General features: G+C 51.5%; 18 protein-coding genes. 7 read left to right on the plus strand and 11 right to left on the minus strand.

Annotated elements, in window-relative coordinates:
• Positions 1–178: 178 nt before the first annotated feature.
• Positions 179–796 (plus strand): hypothetical protein, encoded by a 618-nt coding sequence (locus ACZ5FK_RS06290; protein WP_464807051.1) that lies wholly within the window; start codon positions 179–181, stop codon positions 794–796.
• Positions 780–2,483, plus strand: coding sequence for a GMC family oxidoreductase N-terminal domain-containing protein (locus tag ACZ5FK_RS06295; RefSeq protein WP_464807052.1), 1,704 nt, complete (start codon positions 780–782; stop codon positions 2,481–2,483). Before ACZ5FK_RS06290 ends, ACZ5FK_RS06295 begins: the two co-directional genes overlap by 17 nt.
• A gap of 77 nt (positions 2,484–2,560) precedes the next feature.
• Here ACZ5FK_RS06295 and ACZ5FK_RS06300 read toward each other — a convergent pair whose 3' ends face one another.
• Positions 2,561–3,493 (minus strand): GGDEF domain-containing protein, encoded by a 933-nt coding sequence (locus ACZ5FK_RS06300; RefSeq protein WP_464807053.1) that lies wholly within the window; start codon positions 3,491–3,493, stop codon positions 2,561–2,563.
• Complete coding sequence (locus ACZ5FK_RS06305; protein WP_464807054.1) at positions 3,486–4,298, minus strand: alpha/beta fold hydrolase; 813 nt, start codon at positions 4,296–4,298, stop codon at positions 3,486–3,488. The genes ACZ5FK_RS06300 and ACZ5FK_RS06305 overlap by 8 nt, the downstream gene beginning before the upstream one ends.
• Positions 4,299–4,435: 137 nt before the next feature.
• Between ACZ5FK_RS06305 and ACZ5FK_RS06310 the strand changes: the two genes are divergently transcribed.
• On the plus strand, positions 4,436–4,663 hold the full coding sequence (locus ACZ5FK_RS06310; RefSeq protein ID WP_464807055.1) for a hypothetical protein: 228 nt from the start codon (positions 4,436–4,438) through the stop codon (positions 4,661–4,663).
• Between the two features lie 40 nt (positions 4,664–4,703).
• On the opposite strand, the gene ACZ5FK_RS06315 is transcribed toward ACZ5FK_RS06310, so the two are convergent.
• Entirely contained in the window at positions 4,704–5,504 is an 801-nt protein-coding gene (locus ACZ5FK_RS06315; RefSeq protein ID WP_464807056.1) for an SDR family NAD(P)-dependent oxidoreductase, read from the minus strand.
• 448 nt (positions 5,505–5,952) lie between these two features.
• Between ACZ5FK_RS06315 and ACZ5FK_RS06320 the strand changes: the two genes are divergently transcribed.
• The 3 genes from ACZ5FK_RS06320 to ACZ5FK_RS06330 are packed head-to-tail and all read left to right on the plus strand — an operon-like array spanning position 5,953 to position 8,475.
• Positions 5,953–7,032: a methionine ABC transporter ATP-binding protein gene (locus ACZ5FK_RS06320; protein ID WP_464807057.1), complete on the plus strand. Its 1,080-nt coding sequence runs from the start codon at positions 5,953–5,955 to the stop codon at positions 7,030–7,032.
• Positions 6,980–7,624: a methionine ABC transporter permease gene (locus tag ACZ5FK_RS06325; RefSeq protein ID WP_464807380.1), complete on the plus strand. Its 645-nt coding sequence runs from the start codon at positions 6,980–6,982 to the stop codon at positions 7,622–7,624. Before ACZ5FK_RS06320 ends, ACZ5FK_RS06325 begins: the two co-directional genes overlap by 53 nt.
• Before the next feature lie 2 nt (positions 7,625–7,626).
• Entirely contained in the window at positions 7,627–8,475 is an 849-nt protein-coding gene (locus ACZ5FK_RS06330) for a MetQ/NlpA family ABC transporter substrate-binding protein (RefSeq protein WP_464807058.1), read from the plus strand.
• 26 nt (positions 8,476–8,501) lie between these two features.
• Here ACZ5FK_RS06330 and ACZ5FK_RS06335 read toward each other — a convergent pair whose 3' ends face one another.
• From ACZ5FK_RS06335 to ACZ5FK_RS06350, 4 genes are read right to left on the minus strand one after another with little or no spacing between them, the layout of a single operon-like run.
• Positions 8,502–8,627: a hypothetical protein gene (locus ACZ5FK_RS06335; protein WP_464807059.1), complete on the minus strand. Its 126-nt coding sequence runs from the start codon at positions 8,625–8,627 to the stop codon at positions 8,502–8,504.
• A complete protein-coding gene (locus ACZ5FK_RS06340; RefSeq protein ID WP_464807381.1) occupies positions 8,624–9,538 on the minus strand; it encodes a glycine betaine ABC transporter substrate-binding protein in 915 nt (304 codons plus the stop codon). The genes ACZ5FK_RS06335 and ACZ5FK_RS06340 overlap by 4 nt, the downstream gene beginning before the upstream one ends.
• 2 nt (positions 9,539–9,540) lie before the next feature.
• Positions 9,541–10,392, minus strand: a complete 852-nt coding sequence (locus tag ACZ5FK_RS06345; protein ID WP_464807060.1) for an ABC transporter permease — start codon at positions 10,390–10,392, stop codon at positions 9,541–9,543.
• Positions 10,385–11,647 carry a quaternary amine ABC transporter ATP-binding protein gene (locus ACZ5FK_RS06350; protein WP_464807061.1) on the minus strand — a complete coding sequence of 421 codons (1,263 nt, stop codon included), beginning with the start codon at positions 11,645–11,647 and terminating at the stop codon, positions 10,385–10,387. The genes ACZ5FK_RS06345 and ACZ5FK_RS06350 overlap by 8 nt, the downstream gene beginning before the upstream one ends.
• Positions 11,648–11,922: 275 nt before the next feature.
• Here ACZ5FK_RS06350 and ACZ5FK_RS06355 point away from each other — a divergent pair, with 275 nt between their 5' ends.
• A complete protein-coding gene (locus tag ACZ5FK_RS06355; protein ID WP_464807062.1) occupies positions 11,923–12,462 on the plus strand; it encodes a GbsR/MarR family transcriptional regulator in 540 nt (179 codons plus the stop codon).
• Between the two features lie 62 nt (positions 12,463–12,524).
• On the opposite strand, the gene ACZ5FK_RS06360 is transcribed toward ACZ5FK_RS06355, so the two are convergent.
• The 4 genes from ACZ5FK_RS06360 to ACZ5FK_RS06375 all read right to left on the minus strand — a co-directional run bounded on the left by ACZ5FK_RS06360 (position 12,525) and on the right by ACZ5FK_RS06375 (position 17,329).
• Positions 12,525–14,939, minus strand: coding sequence for a heavy metal translocating P-type ATPase (locus ACZ5FK_RS06360; RefSeq protein ID WP_464807063.1), 2,415 nt, complete (start codon positions 14,937–14,939; stop codon positions 12,525–12,527).
• 89 nt (positions 14,940–15,028) lie between these two features.
• Positions 15,029–15,232, minus strand: a complete 204-nt coding sequence (gene copZ / locus ACZ5FK_RS06365; RefSeq protein ID WP_464807064.1) for a copper chaperone CopZ — start codon at positions 15,230–15,232, stop codon at positions 15,029–15,031.
• 63 nt (positions 15,233–15,295) lie between these two features.
• On the minus strand, positions 15,296–15,583 hold the full coding sequence (locus ACZ5FK_RS06370) for a metal-sensitive transcriptional regulator (protein ID WP_464807382.1): 288 nt from the start codon (positions 15,581–15,583) through the stop codon (positions 15,296–15,298).
• A 135-nt stretch (positions 15,584–15,718) separates the two neighbouring features.
• Positions 15,719–17,329 carry a M20/M25/M40 family metallo-hydrolase gene (locus ACZ5FK_RS06375; protein ID WP_464807065.1) on the minus strand — a complete coding sequence of 537 codons (1,611 nt, stop codon included), beginning with the start codon at positions 17,327–17,329 and terminating at the stop codon, positions 15,719–15,721.
• Between the last annotated feature and the right edge of the window lie 55 nt (positions 17,330–17,384).

A 17,384-nucleotide genomic window follows, 5' to 3' on the forward strand; every position in this document is an offset into this window, starting at 1 on the left:
GCCACTATCCAAAGAGCTTATTAGAAGAAAAGGCACAAACGCGCAGATTACATGGACTGCGTGTTTGTGCTTTCTGTTTTTTTGCAAGACCATTATCGCAAACATTTCACCGGGTCTCTCATAAAACACCAAAAGACACAATACATTATGTTGTATGTTCAAAGAGAGAGGTGATTGTATGAACGTTTATGCACAACCTCACCTGTATACGCAAGCTAGTTTTCGGGCGCTTACCGATGCGCTGTTGCCATCCACATCACAGTCCGCCGCCTATCTTCCGAATATGGCTGTCCATGATTATATTATTTACCAGCTGGATCATTCCATTTCCATCCAGCAACCATTCAATCATCCTGTCATCCCCCTTGCCTATCCTACAGCCAAGATGTTAGATATTGCAGCGGCACAGCTCGTGAACCGTAGTTCCACTTATCCGCAATTCTCAGGGCCCGGAGTGTTTTCCAGTATCTCACGGAGAGACCGGATCCGGACATTGTCTGCACTTTTGAATCTGGAGATCGATCTGAACGTCCTGCCAGCCCCTTTTCAAAACAACGCTGGCTTAGTCAAGAACGTGGCAGATGCATTGAACCGTTTTTCCAATCTCGGATTCTACTCAGAGTGGCCGGCTTACGGCACAACGCGTCTGCTGCCGCCGACCAAGCGGCGACTCGAGTTCTTCCCTTTGAACTGGCGGCAGATCGGTTACCCGGGCGTGTCCTTTGGATATCGGGAGTTTCGTGGATTTCTATTGCGCATGAATCGAAATGAGGGGAATTATGACGATGAATCCTGATGTAATTGTGATTGGGGCAGGCGGAGGCGGGCCGGTAATCGCGAAAGAGCTCGGTGAAATGGGAATCCGTGTCCTCGTGCTGGAAGCGGGTCCTTGGTATGGCAATAAGAAATGGCCCAATCCGAATGAAAACCGCGGGCGGGCAAAAGAAAGCTCCAGCCCCGAAGACTTGGATGGTGCGCTGTACCGCCAGCAGCTGACGAGACTCGAAGAGGACATGAATGATCCGGTGACCGGAAAGTTCCGCTGGGGATCTGCTGACCGCAGGCGAACGCCTTGGTACAGAAACGTTCCGGATCCCGCCTTGCTATGGCAAACCGCCGGAATCGGAGGATCCACACTTCATTATTACGCCAACTGTCCGCGCGCTTTCCCGCACGCCATTGAAGAATGGCCGATCAGTTATGAAGAGCTGATCCCCTATTATGAAAAGGTGGAGGCGACATTGCCGGTTGAATTCGCGCCAACGACATCGAAAGAAGCCCTTTTTTATTTCGGGGCGCAGCAGGCCGGCTTTAGCCTTAATCAGACATTAGATGTGACAACTAGCGGATATCGCCCGCAACCAAATGCGATTTTGCCGCCGAATCCGCACTTGATGGATCCGGAATATTCCTTGGAAGAATTAAGCCATATGGAAGGATGTACGTTAAGCGGTTTCTGCGGTCAGGGCTGCCCGTATGGACCGTCGCTAGATAAGATGGCAAAACGCACGACTTGTGTCAGCTATGTCCCGCTCGCAATGAAGACAGGAAATGTATCATTTCGGCCCAATACGTTCGTCACGAAAGTCCTGACTGAGCGCGGAGCGGATGGCAAGGAGTTTGCGGTAGGAGTGAAAATCCGAGATACATGGACAGGGGAACTGGAGGAACTCTACGCAAAAGTTGTCGTCATGGCAGGTGGCTGCGTCGAGACACCGCGGCTCTGGCTGAATTCTGGATTGCCCCACAATCCGTGGGTTGGCCGTGGATTGACGAATCATTATATGGATGCGGTGACCGGTACATTCGATGAACAAACGTTGATGGATATTTTAGGAAGCCCTTCCGTGAACCCATTCGTCGGACATACTTCAGGAGCGAGGCTTGATTATCCGGGCCTCGGAATGATTGAGAATATGGGGGAAAGCCCAGGTTTGACATCTCAGCTCCTCTTCGGGTTCAGCCAATCCGGATTCCATGAACTACAACCATCCGACTCGCCATTATGGGACCAGCGCGGCAGACTGACCGGCGAAGAGCTGGAGCAAGCGATGAAGGACTATAAAAGGACGCTGACACTGTTAATCGTCACTGATGATGAGGTGCAATTTCATAACCGAGTCGAACTGGACCCGGTGATCAAGGACGAACACGGACCGGTTCCGCTTGTCCACTACACACCGAGCGAAAAGTCGAAACAGAGAAGAGAGCAACTGGTGCTGATTGCGACAGAAATGCTGCGGAAAGCCGGTGCTGAAAAAGTTCATCGCGCTGACCTCCCGCCTAATCTTTTCATCCATCTGCAAAGCACGATGCGCATGGGCTTCGTCGTCGACACCTCTTGTGAAGCCTATCAAGTCGACCGGCTGTATGTTGCAGACAACAGTGCGGATTACAACAGTCTCGGCGGACCCAACCCCACGCTGACGACACAGGCTTTAGCGACTAGGACAGCAGAGCTGCTTGCCAAAAAATACTTCTAAGCGAAACGCCTCACCCGCATACAGGTGAGGCGTTTTTGCAAATTGCGGGATATCCTCCACTTTATAGCGGCCGCCTTTCATTTCACCGTCACCCGGTTCCGGCCGCCCCGCTTAGAAGCGTACAAGGCACTGTCCGCGCGGTTATACATGTCGTCAGGCGTATCCCCTTCCTTATAAAGGGTTGCTCCGACGCTGATCGTCACCGGTCTGCTGCTCCAATCGGACGTCTCGATATAGTGCCGGATCTGTTCAGAGGCGGAATACATGTCTTTCTCCGTCAACAGGATGCTGAATTCCTCCCCGCCGATCCGGGAGATGACCGCATCTGCCGGAAGAGCTGTCCGGAGCTTCTCCGCCAGCTCTTTCAGGACGTCATCGCCGACCTGGTGGCCGAATGTATCGTTCACCATCTTGAAATGGTCGATATCCAGCATGATCAATCCGAAACCCGTGTGGTGAATCGGCTCACCTGCAATGGACTCGGCCAGCTTCTCCTGGAATTTGCGCCGATTATGCAGTCCCGTCAGCGGATCCGTCGTCGCAAGTGTAAGAAGGCGGCTATTCAGTTCGACCAATTCGGCCTGTTTCTGTTCCACTTCATCCATCAGGCCCATGAGTGTCGCATACGCCTTCTCCGTTTCCTTCTGGATCTGCTCCGCGTTCCGCTTTGCAACAAGCAGTTCGTTCTCGTACTCATCGCGAATGCTCATTTCCATCAGGACACATTCATAGTGCCCATCCTGCTCTTTCGCACTGACAAGGACTGGCACTTGTCCGTCCTGCCCTTTCAGCGTCAAATACATCTCCGTCACCTTGCCGTGTATATGGATGGCGGGGATGAAATACGTCTGGAAATAAATCCGAGAGGCGACCGTCAGCAAGTCCGGAAACTGGTTCGCACCGACTCGGTCGCCGAGCCTCCCCTTCATCGTCGCATTCATCTCAATGATCGTAAGCTCCTTGTCCATGACAACATAGCCGCATGGTGCAAAATCCAGCTGCTTATCCATTCGCTTTTGTTCCTTCCTCAAGGAACGCACGGATGCATTCAATCGTTTCTGCAGGGTCGCTTATATGCGGGTTATGCCCTTTCGCTTCCATGAAGACGAGCTTGCTCCCTTTTATATGATTATGAATGTATTCGCCGGCTTCAACAGGCGCGATGGCGTCTTCCTTCGTCTGTAAGATCAAAGTCGGCGTCGTGACTTTGTCCAGTTCCTCTCTTTCATCCGACATGAATGTCACCTCAGCAAACTGGCGCAAAATGGCCGGGTTGTTATTGATCAGCCTGTACTCGAAGTTTTCCGTGAGTTCAGGGCGTTCTTCATTTTTCATGACGACCGGAGCCAAGTATTTTGCCCACTCCTTGTAATTCATTTCCATCATATCGAGCAGTTCCTTAATATCTTCCCGGTCGAATCCCCCGCGATAATCCCCATCATTCATATAATGGGCGGATGGTCCGATCATGACGAGCTTATCCATCAGATCCGGCCTATTAATAGAAGCAAGAGCGCCGATCATGCTGCTGACCGAATGTCCGACAAAATAGATATGCTCAAGTCCAAGCTCCTCGCAAATGTCGAGGATGTCTTCCGCGTAGCCTGACAATGAACCGTACCGCTTCTGCGAATACGCCGATTTGTCGCTCTGGCCAGAACCTGTATAATCGAACAGCACCACTCTGTAGTCTTCCTCAAAAGCGGGCGCCACCTTCTCCCAGACACTTTGATCACATCCGAACCCATGCGCAAAGACGATTGTCCTATCGCCTCGGCCGTGGACCGTCACGTGATTCCGCTTTGTAATTTCCATAACAATTCACCTCTTCATATACATGTATTCTATCATAGGGTTATAGAAAAATCCTCGTTCTGTAAAACGGGCATGAAGTGCTTCAGAAGGGGGAATATAATTCATGGCACAAGGGACAAAAGGGGTTGATTGTGGAAATGAAAGAATTTAAAATCACCTATTTTTTTGATGAGGAGCATTATATCCGTCGTTTCATCCATACCGATTCGGTGGAGAGTGCGGTTGCCCTCGTCCAGAGCGAACGGGAGCAGTACATCTCCTTTACAGACAGCCGGGGCATCTACCATGAGCTCGATACGCGGAATGTGCGGGTGACGCAAGTTGCGGAATATTTCCGGACGGATAAAACGAAAGCGACACACTAAAAAAGCTCTGTCCGATCGGAATCGGTACAGAGCTTTTTCATTATTGCTGCTTGCTGAGTGCTTCAAAGTCCGAGATGCTCGGATTTGTCATGTAATGGCCTCCATCCACCTGGATCGTCTGACCTGTGATGAATTTGGACTCGTCAGATGCGAGGAATACGACAGTATAGCCGATGTCCTCCGGCTGGCCGTGGTATTTGACTGCATTGTATTTCAAGAAGATGTCCTGGACAGCGGGCGGCAAGTTTTTCTCGACAGCCGGTGTCATGATCATTCCCGGAGCGACCGCGTTGCAGCGGATCTTGTCTTTGCCGTACTGCGTCGCGATGTAGCGGGTCAAATTGACGACGCCCGCTTTCGAAGCGCCGTATGCGGAGCGGATCGAATCGCCCGCAAAACCTGCCATGGATGCAGTGTTGATAATGGAACCTCCGCCTGCCTTCTGCATATGCGGGATGGCGAAACGGCTTCCAAGCAAGACGCTCTTCAGATTGACGTTCATGAGCCGGTCCCATTCATCGAGATCCATATTGACGACATCAAGGTCCTTATGGAGATTCGTCAAGCCGACGTTATTATAAAGGACAGTGATTGTTCCGTATGTGTCGACCGTAAACTGGACAGCTTCCTTTATCGATTCTTCCTGCGAAGCATCGAGGAAAATCGCGGATGCTTCACCGCCTGCGGACTTGATCCGTTCCGCCGCTTCTTTCGCACCATCGATATTAAAATCGCCGATGACTACTTTCGCTCCTTCTTTCGCCAATAACTCAGCTGCTGACAAACCGATTCCTGATGCGCCTCCGGTGACGAGCGCAACTTTACCTTCCACTCTACCCACTTTACATCTCTCCTTTTCGTAAGTGTGTACGGAACTATATCATATATTCCCGAAAAAAGTCATCTTATGTACTCGCCAATCCTGTTATTTAAAAAGAGAGAAAAAACCCGGTAATTTTGCCGGGTTCCACAAGTTCGCGGTCCATTGCCAATGAAGGAAGGAGGTGAAGCGGCAATGACCGCATTTTCTATGGCGCGCTTTCCGTGCTGGCCGCTTGTCCCAGCTGTTCGCTGAAGGCCAATCCCGTGTATGCCCGCTGCGCTCTATTCTGAAAGACCCTCTCTGCAAGAGGGCTTACTTTACCATATGAAAACGATTCGGACATGTCTGGGTGAATCGCTTCCGGTTCTTTAAATTCTCTCGTTATCATAAACCTATAAAACCTAGTTGACTAATATGAATTATAGACATAGAATAAGGATACATATTTTGAAAGGGGCGGGGTGACTTGATTGAATTTAAAAATGTTTCAAAGGTGTATGACAGCGGCGACCAACAAATCCATGCCCTGACGAATATAAATCTGACCATCGGCAAGGGAGATATTTATGGCGTGATCGGATATAGCGGGGCCGGAAAAAGCACATTGATCCGGACTGTCAATCTGCTGGAGTGCCCGACTGGCGGAGAAGTGCTCGTGGATGGACAGAACCTTTCTAAATTGTCTCCCCAGGAAGTGCGCGAGGCGAGAAAGAAAATCGGCATGATCTTCCAGCACTTCAATTTGCTCAATTCCAAAACCGTGTTTGACAATGTCGCGATGCCCCTCCGGCTCAGTAAGCATGAGAAGGCGTTTATAAATACGAGGGTCATGGAGATCCTCCGGTTCGTCGGGCTGGAAGAGAAAGCCGGCCAGTACCCGGATGAATTGTCAGGGGGCCAGAAGCAAAGGGTCGGCATCGCCCGTTCACTGGCGACAAATCCATCCATCTTGCTTTGCGACGAAGCGACATCAGCTCTGGATCCGGAAACAACGAAATCGATACTGAAACTGTTGAAGCGCGTCAATGAGGAATACCGGATCACGATTCTCATGATCACCCACCAGATGGAGGTCATCAAGGAAATCTGCGATAAAGTGGCGGTCATGGAAGATGGCAAGGTGATCGAAGCGGGCGATCTCTTTTCTGTATTCACCCATCCGAAGACAGAGACGACACGGAACTTCATCAAATCAGCAATTGACGTCGAAATCCCGCAAAGTGTGTACCGTAAATTGTCTCACCCCCGCACAACAAGCCGGATCTTCAAGATGCAAGTGGCGGGCGATCAGTCGAAGCAGCACTGCCTGTCAACCATCGCAAGGCGATTTGAGATAGATGTTTCAATTCTTTTCGGTTCCATCACCGAATTGCAGGGGATTCCGTTCGGCAACCTCATTTTCGAACTCAAAGGGGATGATGCCGGCTTGGAACAGGCGTTCCGTTTCCTGCAGGGCGAACAGGTTGATATTAAGGAGGTGACAGGCAGTGGATATGACAGCGGAGATCATGCTGACCGCGATACGCGATACGCTTTACATGGTTAGTGTCGCTCTATTTTTTGGCGGCTTATTAGGAATCCTGCTCGGCGTGCTCCTTGTTGTGACAAGGAAGGGACATATACTGGAAAATCGGTTGATCTTCTCTGTGGTAAATCCGATTGTCAATATTTTTCGGTCCATCCCTTTCATCATTTTACTCGTCGCGGTCATCCCGTTTACCCGGCTGCTGGTCGGCACGTCAATCGGAACGACTGCCGCGATTGTGCCGCTTGTCCTGCATATCGGGCCGTATTTCTCGAGGCTCGTCGAAAACTCACTGCTGGATGTGGATGCGGGGATTATCGAAGCGGCCAAAGCGATGGGTGCAACGCCATTTCAAATCATCCACCGGTTTTTGATTCCTGAAGCGCTGCCCTCTTTGATCCTCAGCGTGACGACAGCGACCATCGGCCTGATTGGCGCGACTGCTATGGCGGGGACGGTTGGCGGAGGCGGTCTCGGCGATGTTGCGATCACCTATGGCTACCAGCGCTTCAGCACGGTGACTATCGTGATCACGGTCATTATCCTAGTGATCTTTGTGCAAGCGATCCAGGGACTTGGCAATTTATTGGAACGAAAAGTCAGAAGAATATAAGTATGGGAGAGATGAGAACAGTGAAAAAGCGATTCTTTTTAATGGCCATCAGCGTAATGGTGCTGCTAATGATGGCGGCGTGCGGCAAGGGAAATACAGCCGGGCAGGATCCGGATAAGAAGACATTGACCATCGGGACTTCGCCGGGACCTTATAGCGAATTATTCCTGGATGGGATCAAACCGATTCTGGAGGAACAGGGGTATACCATCAAAACGACCGTATTTTCCGATCTCTTGTCCGCTGATGTTGCGCTTACCGAAGGATCCATTGATTTCAATGTGGATCAACACACAGCCTATGCTAATAATTTCAACAAGGAACGGGATGCCCAGTTGACGCCGATCACACCGATCCCGACTGTACCCGCAGGCATTTTCCCTGGGCGCAAAGCATCGCTTGACGCTGTCGCGAACGGGGATATTATCGGAATACCGAAGGACCCATCGAATGCGGCGCGGGCCTATTCATTGCTGCAAAAGGCCGGTTTGATCAAATTGAAAGAAGGTGTTGAACTGGTAAAGGCGACAGCGGCCGATATTGTGGAGAATCGGTACGATCTCGATATCCGTGAGATGGATTCCGCCCAGATCCCCCGTTCCTTGCAAGACATCGATTACGGCGTCATCCCTGGAAGCATCGTCTATTCTTCTAAGCTGGATCCAGCGACTAAATTAGTGTCCGAGGATGTGCTGAAAGAACTTGAGCTTGTTGTGATCGTCGATGCGCCAAATAAAGATGCACAATGGGCTAAGGATATTGTGGCCGCTTACCAATCGGATGCATTCAAAGCCTATTTGAAAGAGCATAACCAAGACGACTATTGGTTCATCCCGGATGAATTACGATAACAGAAAGAGTTTACACCTGATCTTTATCATGCAGCTGATTGGCCGGGGGCATCACTTTCCGGTAAACGATCATTTTGACTGCTTGCCACTAAAACAAAGCCGGCTGGCCCTCCGTTATAGAGGAACCAGCCGGCTTTCATTTTTTCATTCATTCTTTCAAGTCCTCGATCGAATCAATATCCATGTAAGATGGTACGACAAGGCCGATTTTGACGCCTTCCATGCTGATGCCGAGATCATCGAATTTCCCATCAAACTTCTCCGCATACGTAGCGTGTGTCACTGGCAGCCAAGCAGCGAGTGATGCGTCAGCGCTGCCATCCGCAATTGCGGTCCAGAGCGGGCCGGCTTCGACTTGTGTCAACGTCACATCATACCCCATGTCTTCCAGCACCAATTTCACGACATTGTGGCTTGCGATTTCGCTATCCCACGCGACATATGCCAAGTTGATCTCGTCACCGTCGACTTGATCGACACCATCCGTCCATTCGGAAACTTTATCCGCATTTGCATCAATCCAGTTTTGCGCTGCTGTTTCTTCATCGTCGCCGTCCTGGATGGCAACCATTACCTCACCCATGTCCTCTTCAGACCAGTTGAAGTTCGAAAGGATCTCATACGCTTCCGGCAGGTCGGCTTCAAGCCCTGTGCGCGCAATCGTATGGATCTGCTCTTCACCGCCATATACGCCTTTCGGATCGTCCAAATATTTCAGGTCGAACTTGGCGAACTTCCAGTGCGGCGTCCAGCCTGTGATAATGATCGGCTCCTCTTTGTCATACGCTTTTTTCAAAGCTGCCGTCATCGCTGCACCAGAACCGGTCGTCACCGTCCATTTATCAAGGCCATATTCCTCGATCGCTTTGTCAGTCGCCTCCATGATGCCGGCACCCGGATCGATGCCCGTGATTTTGTAGTCGACCGACTCCCCTACGGATTTGCTCCCTTTATCAGAAGAAGAGTTGCTGTTATCCGTTTTGCTTGCATCATCATTTCCGCAAGCCGCAAGTCCCATTGCTAAAAGTGCTGCTGCACCAAGTCCAAGAAATTTTTTTGTCATATTCATAATGAAGTTCCCCCTTGTTTTTTCTTTCCTGCATGTTGTGTGATCCGGTCCAGGATGATTGCGACGATGACGATCGACAGGCCGGTCTCAACGCCTACCCCCGTCTTCAATTGTGTCACCGCCCGATAGACTTTCTCCCCGAGACCCGGCGCGCCTACCATGGAAGCGATCACGACCATGGACAGCGAAAGCATGATGCTCTGATTGACCCCCGCCATGATTGTCGGCTTTGCGAGAGGCATTTGGACTTTCATCAGCCGTTGTCCTGTCGTTGACCCGAATGCTTCGGTCGCCTCGATCAGATCTTTCGGCACTTGCTCAATGCCGAGCATCGTGAGCCGGATCGTCGGCGGCATGGAGAAGATGACGGATGCGACAACACCCGGCACGACGCCGATATTGAAGAAGAAAATCGCCGGCAATAGATAGACGAACGCTGGCATGGTCTGCATCAGATCCAATATCGGACTGATTACTTTTTTGACAGCAGGCTGCTGTGACCCAAGAATGCCGAGCGGGATGCCGATCAATAATGAGATGACAACCGACGTGATCACGAGCGATAGCATCTGAAGCATCGGATACCAATAGCCGAGATAGTCGATGAAGAGCAATCCGACTAAGGTGAAGATTGCAATGCGCCGAGTTGACAGCAGCCACGCAAGCAATGCGAAAAGAACGGCGAGCACAATGGACGGCACCCAATCCATCACATCGACGGCTCCTTCCACAATCGCTTTCAAGATGCCGGAAATTCCTTCGAACAGCGTGCCAAAATGGACGACCAGCCAGTCGATGCCGGTATCGATCCATTCAGCGAATGGCAGGCGGGGCAATAGATCATTCATGGCTCGCCACCTCCTCCAATACCGGCTTCGATGCTTCAGGCTCAGCGCCATTGTTAATGAACTGGCCATCTCCAGCAAGCGCACCGATCAAGGCGCCCCGGATAATCATACCTTCGAGGTGGCCTTTGCCGCTCACGACCGCAACCGGAATGGTTGCCGTCGATACGGTTTCCAGCAGACCCGACAAGACGGTATCCGCAGTGGTCGTCGGTACATCTGTAATCAGGACACTTTCGATTGGTGCGCCCGATTCAGTTGCCGCTACCATGTCCTGCGCAGTAACAGCGCCCAGAAGCCTGTTCCCTTTGTCGACAACATAGATAGAGGAAATCCCGAGTTTTCGCATCAGCCGCAATGCTACGCGCGGCCCACGATCGATTTGTACGGAATCCGCCTTTTTCAATACGTGTCCTGCTGTCAGCACTTTTGCCAGATCGACATCTTCTACAAACCGTTCCACGTATTCATTCGACGGACTCATCAAAATCTCTTCCGGCGTCCCGATTTGAACAATTTCCCCATCTTTCATCAGAGCGATGCGGTCGCCGATCCGAAGTGCTTCATCCAGATCATGGGTGATAAAGATGATGGTCTTGCCCATGTCATTATGCAGTTGCAGCAATTCATCCTGCATGTCCTTTCGGATCAGCGGATCAAGCGCACTGAATGCTTCATCCATTAGAAGAATATCAGGATCATTTGCAAGCGCTCTCGCTAGCCCGACCCGTTGCTGCATGCCGCCGCTTAGCTGACTTGGATACTGATCCTCATATCCCGCCAGGCCGACAAGCTTCAGAGACTCCATCGCTTTCTCCCGTCTCTCTGCTTTGCCGGCTCCTTGGATTTCAAGGCCATATTCCGTGTTTTCCAATATGGTTCTATGCGGGAACAGGGCGAAATTCTGAAACACCATCCCGATCTTCTTGCGCCGGACATCCCGCAATTGTTCACGGTTCATCCGCACAATATCGTTGCCATCAATCTTGATGGAACCTGCCGTTGGTTCGATCAGCCGATTGAACATGCGAAGGAGCGTGGATTTTCCACTTCCTGAAAGGCCCATGATGACGAATATCTCCCCATCCAGAACCTCAAAAGACGCCCGTTTCACGCCTACGGTCGTACCTGTTATCTTCAGTATGTCAGCTTTCGACTTTCCCTCTTCTAGAAGCTGAGCGGCACGTTTGCTGTTTCTGCCGAAAATCTTAGAGATATTCTGCACTTCTATTTTTCTTCTTTCTTCCATGAATTCCATGCGTACACTCCTTACAAAACTCAATGTCTATAAGTATATGCATAACATAAAACGATTACAACCGTTTTTACGAAATTAATTTTACGTACAGTTTAAACCGTACATAAAAAATGCATTCAATTGCTTTTCTTGTTTTGTTATAATACGCTTGTTGAAATGAGTATACATTTGCTTATTTGGCTAGCTTATAGATAGTCTTTGCGATAGGTATTGTTCATAATGATTAACAATCATCATGCTACAGCAGAGGCGTTTCATGTGGAGGGAAGGAAAAAATGGCAGGCAACGAGGCACTCGAAAAAGCACGCGAGCGGATCATCGAAACCATAGCGCAAAATATACATTTATACGGTTTGACCTCGTCAGCCGGCAGACAATTCGGGACGATGTTCTTTCATGATGAGCCAATGACGCTCGATGAGATGACAGAGGAACTCGGCATGAGCAAGACGAGCATGAGCACGTCGGTTCGTGCCTTATCCGACTTGAAGTTAGTCGAGCGCGCGTGGAAACGGGGCGTCCGCAAAGATCTCTACCAAGTGAAGGATGACTGGTATCAAAGTTTCATTGACTTGTTTTCCATTAAGTGGAGGAGGGCGATTTCTCTTCATGCGTCCGCTATCAGAAAATCCATGTCCGAATTGGAAAGCATTCTGGGTCACCCGGATACAGACGATGGATTGAAGGACATCATCAATCAGGACATGGCAAAACTTGAGTATATGCGTGATTACTACGAGTGGCTGGACCGGCTTGTGGATTCATTCGAAAATCATGCAATTTTTGACCTGGTGCCCAAGAAAGAGGATGACTGAGCTGTGTCCTACTTTATACGATAAGAAAGAGCCTCCGCCAGATCCGGCAGAGGCTCTTTCATTCATTTTAATTGCACCCGCTGCAGCCTGAGCGCATTCAGCACGACCGATACCGAGCTGAACGCCATGGCGGCTCCTGCGACCCACGGAGCGAGGAGGCCGAGCGCTGCGACCGGGATGCCGATCGTGTTGTAGAAGAAAGCGAAAAACAGGTTCTGCTTGATGTTGCGCATCGTTTTTTTGCTCATGAGGATGGCGTCTGCCGCACTGTTCAAGTCGCCCCTCATGAGCGTGATGTCCGCGGCTTCGATTGCGATGTCGGTTCCCGTTCCGATCGCCATGCCGATGTCCGCTAAAGCGAGCGCCGGGGCGTCATTGATGCCGTCGCCGACCATCGCGACCTTTTTGCCCTGCTGCTGGAGAGAGCGGATCTGTTCACTTTTCTGCTCGGGCAGCACTTCGGCAATGACATGATCTATGCCGACTTGCCGGCCGATTGCTTCTGCCGCCAGGCGGTTGTCGCCTGTCAGCATGATGACGTCGAGACCGAGCGCCTTCATCCGGGCAACCGCTTCCGCGGACGTATCCTTCACCGTATCCGCGACCGCCACGATGCCCGCCAGCTGTTCATTGACAGCGATCAGCATCGCGGTCTTCCCTTCTGCTTCGAGTGCTTCCATCCGGCCTTCGATATCCAGCAGGTCCACATCGCGGCTTCGCAGTAATTTACGGGTGCCCGCGAGAATCCGTTTCCCTTCGACTACCGCTTCGATTCCGTAGCCGGGCAGGGCCGAGAAGGACTGGGGCTCTGCCAATGAAATGCCTTTCTCCTTTACACCGTCTACAATGGCGCGCGCCAGCGGATGTTCGGACCCGTTTTCTGCGGAGGCGACCCAGCGCAGGACGTCGCTTTCCGCATACCGCTTCGTAATGATTGCGTCCGTCAATGCAGGTTCGCCTTTCGTGACTGTTCCTGTCTTGTCGAGGACAATCGTATCTATACTTCCCGTGTTTTCCAGATGCTCCCCGCCTTTGAACAGGACGCCGAATTCTGCCGCACGGCCGGAGCCTGCCATAATGGAAGTCGGTGTCGCAAGACCAAGGGCGCACGGACATGCGATGACGAGGATGGAAATCGTCGGGATGAGCGCAGCCCGGAAATCGCCGGGCGTCACGAGGAAATACCAGTCCAGGAACGCAAGGACCGCAATCGCAACGACAATCGGGACGAAAATACCTGAAATGCGATCCGCGAGGCGCTGGATTTCCGCTTTCGATCCTTGCGCTTCCTCGACCACCTTAACGATTTGCGCCAAGGCGCTGTCCTTTCCTACTTTCGTCGCTTTGATCTGCAGGGAGCCATTTTTATTGATCGTCGCGCCGGTGACAGGATCGCCTGCTTCTTTGTCCACTGGAATGCTTTCACCGGTAATCATCGACTCATCGATCGCTGACTGACCCGAGACGATTTCGCCGTCCACCGGAATTTTCTCTCCTGGCTTCACCAAGATCAGATCCCCTGCGATGACTTCCTCGATCGGCACTTCAATTTCGAAACCGCTGCGGATGACCCGCGCCGTTTTCGCCTGCAGGTCCATCAGTTTCTGGATCGCCGCGCTCGTCTTTCCTTTCGCACGCACTTCAAACAGCTTCCCGAGAAGGACGAGGGTCAGGATGACGGCGGACGCTTCAAAATACAGTTCGGGATGGCCGGTGCTTCCCGCCTTCACCCATTCATATGTCAAAAAGATACTGTAGAAGTATGCGGCGCTTGTGCCGAGGGCGACGAGCACATCCATATTCGCGCTCTTATTCCGCAGCGCCGAATAGGCGCCTTTGTAAAACTGCGCTCCTGCGATGAACTGGACGGGCGTCGCCAGAATCAGCTGCACCCACGGATTCATGAGAAATGCCGGCAAGTATAAGAAGGACAGGAATTCAAAATGTGCAACCATCGTCCATAACAGCGGCAGCGTCAGGACAGCCGAAAAGATGAATTTCCGTGTCTGGTTCTTGATCTCCTGCTCCTTATGGCTGAGCGTTTCTCCGCCATCCGATTTCGGGATCAATTCATACCCCATCTTCTTGACGACGGCTTTCATCTCAGCTGGGCCGGTCGCGCCGCTGTCATAGGTGACGGTCAGTGTTTCCAGCGCAAAATTGACATTGGCTTCGTACACGCCATCCATCTTGTTCACCCGCTTTTCAATCCGCGCCGCGCAAGCCGCACATGTCATGCCGGTGACGTCGAACTCCACCTTCTCCTGGCTGACGCTGTAGCCGAGCTTTTCTATCCGCGCCTTAAAATCATCGACGCCCGCCTTTTCGGGGTCATAGGTGATCGTCGAACTCTCCAGCGCGAAATTGACATTCGCCTTCTCGACACCTTCCATCCTCGACAGGCCTTTTTCAATCCGCGCCGCGCACGCCGCGCATGTCATGCCGTTTATTTTCAGCGTCTTCTCCGCTGATGCCATCTGTATCACTCCTATACCTATAGGGGGTATGTAGTTTCCAAAAAAGAAGGATCGTACGGCGCACGTACAATCACTTCCCGGTCCTCATATTATGCAACAACATCGTATCCTTGATCCTCGATCGTTTCTTTGATCAGTTCAAGTGTCACTTCATTATTGTATTCAACAGTCACTTCTTTGCTCGCAAGGTCCACCTTGACAGAAGAGACTCCTTCAAGTTCCCCTACGCTTGATTCGACTGCATTGACGCAATGGTTGCAAGACATGCCTTCCACTTTCAATACTTCTTTCATGCTGTTCATCCTCCTTTTATTTTGATAGTAACATACCCATAGCAGGTATACAAATTTAATTTTCTATTTCATCAATGTCTTTACGACGCTCATCAGCTCTTCGATCGCCGCTTCGCCGTCCTGCCCTTTCACGGCATTCACGACGCAATGATGCGTATGATCTTCGAGCAGCGCGAGGGAGACTTTGTTGATGGCTGATTGGATTGCGCTGATCTGATGCAGGATATCGACACAATAACGGTCGTTCTCGATCATCTGATGAACGCCCCTCACTTGCCCTTCAATCCTCTTCAGGCGGTTCAGCAACTGCTGCTTATTCGGTTGGACTGTCTTTTTCGCCGCTTCTGCCATCTTCATCACTCCAAGCTTAATATACCCCATACCCCTATATTATCATTGATTGAAGGCTTGTACAAATGAGAGCTTCCCAGTTTTCATGCAACTTATCGATATAGTGGAGTCGGCGGAGCAGAAAGAGTGATCCGTTTAACGGCTCAGCTTTTCAATCATTCTCTTGACAAGAGTCTCAAGCAGCACAGGCAGCTGCACAAACGCACTCTCGATCTGCAGGCGTTCCGTCTTCTGGTGGGCGTCTTTCCCCATCGGTCCGACGTTCAGGACAGGCGCTCGCAGGCTTCTCATGTCTTCGAACGGGATCCAGTACGTATCCCCGTAAACTGGTGTGTTGTTTTCGTATGCCAAGGAACTGGCAACGTCTTCTGCGTAATTGACATAGCTTAGGTCACTGATCCCGTTGAAATAATGGATCTGATGCAGTTCCACGCCGAGTGTTTCCGCCTTCTCCTTCAGAAGATCGATCGCCCATTCTACGAGAGGATCGTCCGATGAATTGATCGCCGGATAATACGGCGGCGTGTACAGCAGCACTGTCGCTGGCGCAAGCTCCTGGCACTGGATCATCAGCCGGTCGACGATGCGGATCGCCATCTCGCGGTCGTCCCATCCCTCTTCCATCAGGACGCTCTGCTTCACCCGCCGCACTTCATCCATCCCGAGTTTCTGCAATGCATACGTAAGTAACTCCTCATACCTGAGCACCCGGACAGGTCCGACCCCCTGGACGCCCTCGCGCTCGCACACCTCCGCATACCGGCGATTGCACTTGTCCATCGCGTCCGCCGCAATTCTCTCGAAAATGTCCATGACCTCTTCCGCCGTCCGCTTGAATAGGAATACATTGTACAGCGCGCCCGCGCGGTACGGCGTCTGCGTGGAATACTGCATCTTCAAATCCTTCTGCTGGAGCGATACGGGAAGCGGCGTCGTTTCGCCTAGGTCCGTCTCGCCGAAAAGCGGATTCCATTCCATCTCCTGCGTCAGGAACGATGCGATATAATTCGCCGTCATCCCTTTCAGCGGCTCCCCGGCATGCGTCTCTTTTCCGTAGAACAGGGCGGCCGGCATGATCTTGCCGATTGTGCCTGAGTAGATATACTCCTTCGTATCGTCCGGGTTTTGCGAGAATGACGGTTCACTGTTCAGGAACAGCTCATACGACAGCCCCAGCTCTTCCCGCAGATGGGCAAGCGCCGTGACCGCTTCCCGCATCCCCGCGGAGTTGACCTCCTCGTCAGGCACTGTCACGAGAAGCAGATTGACTGGCCATTTCCCGGAGCTCGCCCGCTCAATCAGCTGCATATGAAGGGCGAGTCCCATTTTCATATCCATCGTGCCGCGGCCGAACAGGTACTCGCCCGATTCGAGATCTGCGCGTGCATCCTCCGGCAATTCATCCTTATGATCATGCAGCTTCCTCGTCAGTTCCTCGGGATAGAACGCAAACGGCTCCAGCACGCCGTATTCCTCCGTATGCACCGTATCAAAATGGCTGATGAGCACAATTGTTTCGGTCACGTCAGGATGTTTATAGAGCGCTGTTACAAGGTGCCGCCCCAGTTCCACGTCATGCAGCTGGACATATTCGGGATGATCCTTGAAATACGGAAGCTCCCCCAGTTTCATCTTGAGCTTCAGCGGGAAGAACCGCTCACCCTCAAGCAGCGTCCGGCTGTCCCAGCTGACGAGTTCGCATAGCAGCGCTCGCAGGTTTTCAGGTGTGTCCCAGAGATGTGTCATGATGCATTCCCCTTTCCGCGCGGTTGATTTTTCTATCTATTCCTTCTCCTCCGAT

This window comes from Sporosarcina sp. GTC18466 (assembly GCF_055389225.1).

Excerpts from the sequence above, each read along its gene's own strand:
- ACZ5FK_RS06325 (WP_464807380.1), top strand. The coding sequence starts at position 6,980 with ATGACAGCGGAGATCATGCTGACCGCGATACGCGATACGCTTTACATG.
- ACZ5FK_RS06370 (WP_464807382.1), bottom strand. The coding sequence starts at position 15,583 with ATGGCAGAAGCGGCGAAAAAGACAGTCCAACCGAATAAGCAGCAGTTG.
- ACZ5FK_RS06335 (WP_464807059.1), bottom strand. The coding sequence starts at position 8,627 with ATGAATGAAAAAATGAAAGCCGGCTGGTTCCTCTATAACGGAGGGCCA.
- ACZ5FK_RS06360 (WP_464807063.1), bottom strand. The coding sequence starts at position 14,939 with ATGGCATCAGCGGAGAAGACGCTGAAAATAAACGGCATGACATGCGCG.
- ACZ5FK_RS06345 (WP_464807060.1), bottom strand. The coding sequence starts at position 10,392 with ATGAATGATCTATTGCCCCGCCTGCCATTCGCTGAATGGATCGATACC.
- ACZ5FK_RS06310 (WP_464807055.1), top strand. The coding sequence starts at position 4,436 with ATGAAAGAATTTAAAATCACCTATTTTTTTGATGAGGAGCATTATATC.
- ACZ5FK_RS06305 (WP_464807054.1), bottom strand. The coding sequence starts at position 4,298 with ATGGAAATTACAAAGCGGAATCACGTGACGGTCCACGGCCGAGGCGAT.
- ACZ5FK_RS06295 (WP_464807052.1), top strand. The coding sequence starts at position 780 with ATGACGATGAATCCTGATGTAATTGTGATTGGGGCAGGCGGAGGCGGG.
- ACZ5FK_RS06375 (WP_464807065.1), bottom strand. The coding sequence starts at position 17,329 with ATGACACATCTCTGGGACACACCTGAAAACCTGCGAGCGCTGCTATGC.
- ACZ5FK_RS06300 (WP_464807053.1), bottom strand. The coding sequence starts at position 3,493 with ATGGATAAGCAGCTGGATTTTGCACCATGCGGCTATGTTGTCATGGAC.
- ACZ5FK_RS06340 (WP_464807381.1), bottom strand. The coding sequence starts at position 9,538 with ATGACAAAAAAATTTCTTGGACTTGGTGCAGCAGCACTTTTAGCAATG.
- ACZ5FK_RS06290 (WP_464807051.1), top strand. The coding sequence starts at position 179 with ATGAACGTTTATGCACAACCTCACCTGTATACGCAAGCTAGTTTTCGG.
- ACZ5FK_RS06330 (WP_464807058.1), top strand. The coding sequence starts at position 7,627 with ATGGGAGAGATGAGAACAGTGAAAAAGCGATTCTTTTTAATGGCCATC.
- ACZ5FK_RS06355 (WP_464807062.1), top strand. The coding sequence starts at position 11,923 with ATGGCAGGCAACGAGGCACTCGAAAAAGCACGCGAGCGGATCATCGAA.
- copZ (WP_464807064.1), bottom strand. The coding sequence starts at position 15,232 with ATGAAAGAAGTATTGAAAGTGGAAGGCATGTCTTGCAACCATTGCGTC.
- ACZ5FK_RS06350 (WP_464807061.1), bottom strand. The coding sequence starts at position 11,647 with ATGGAATTCATGGAAGAAAGAAGAAAAATAGAAGTGCAGAATATCTCT.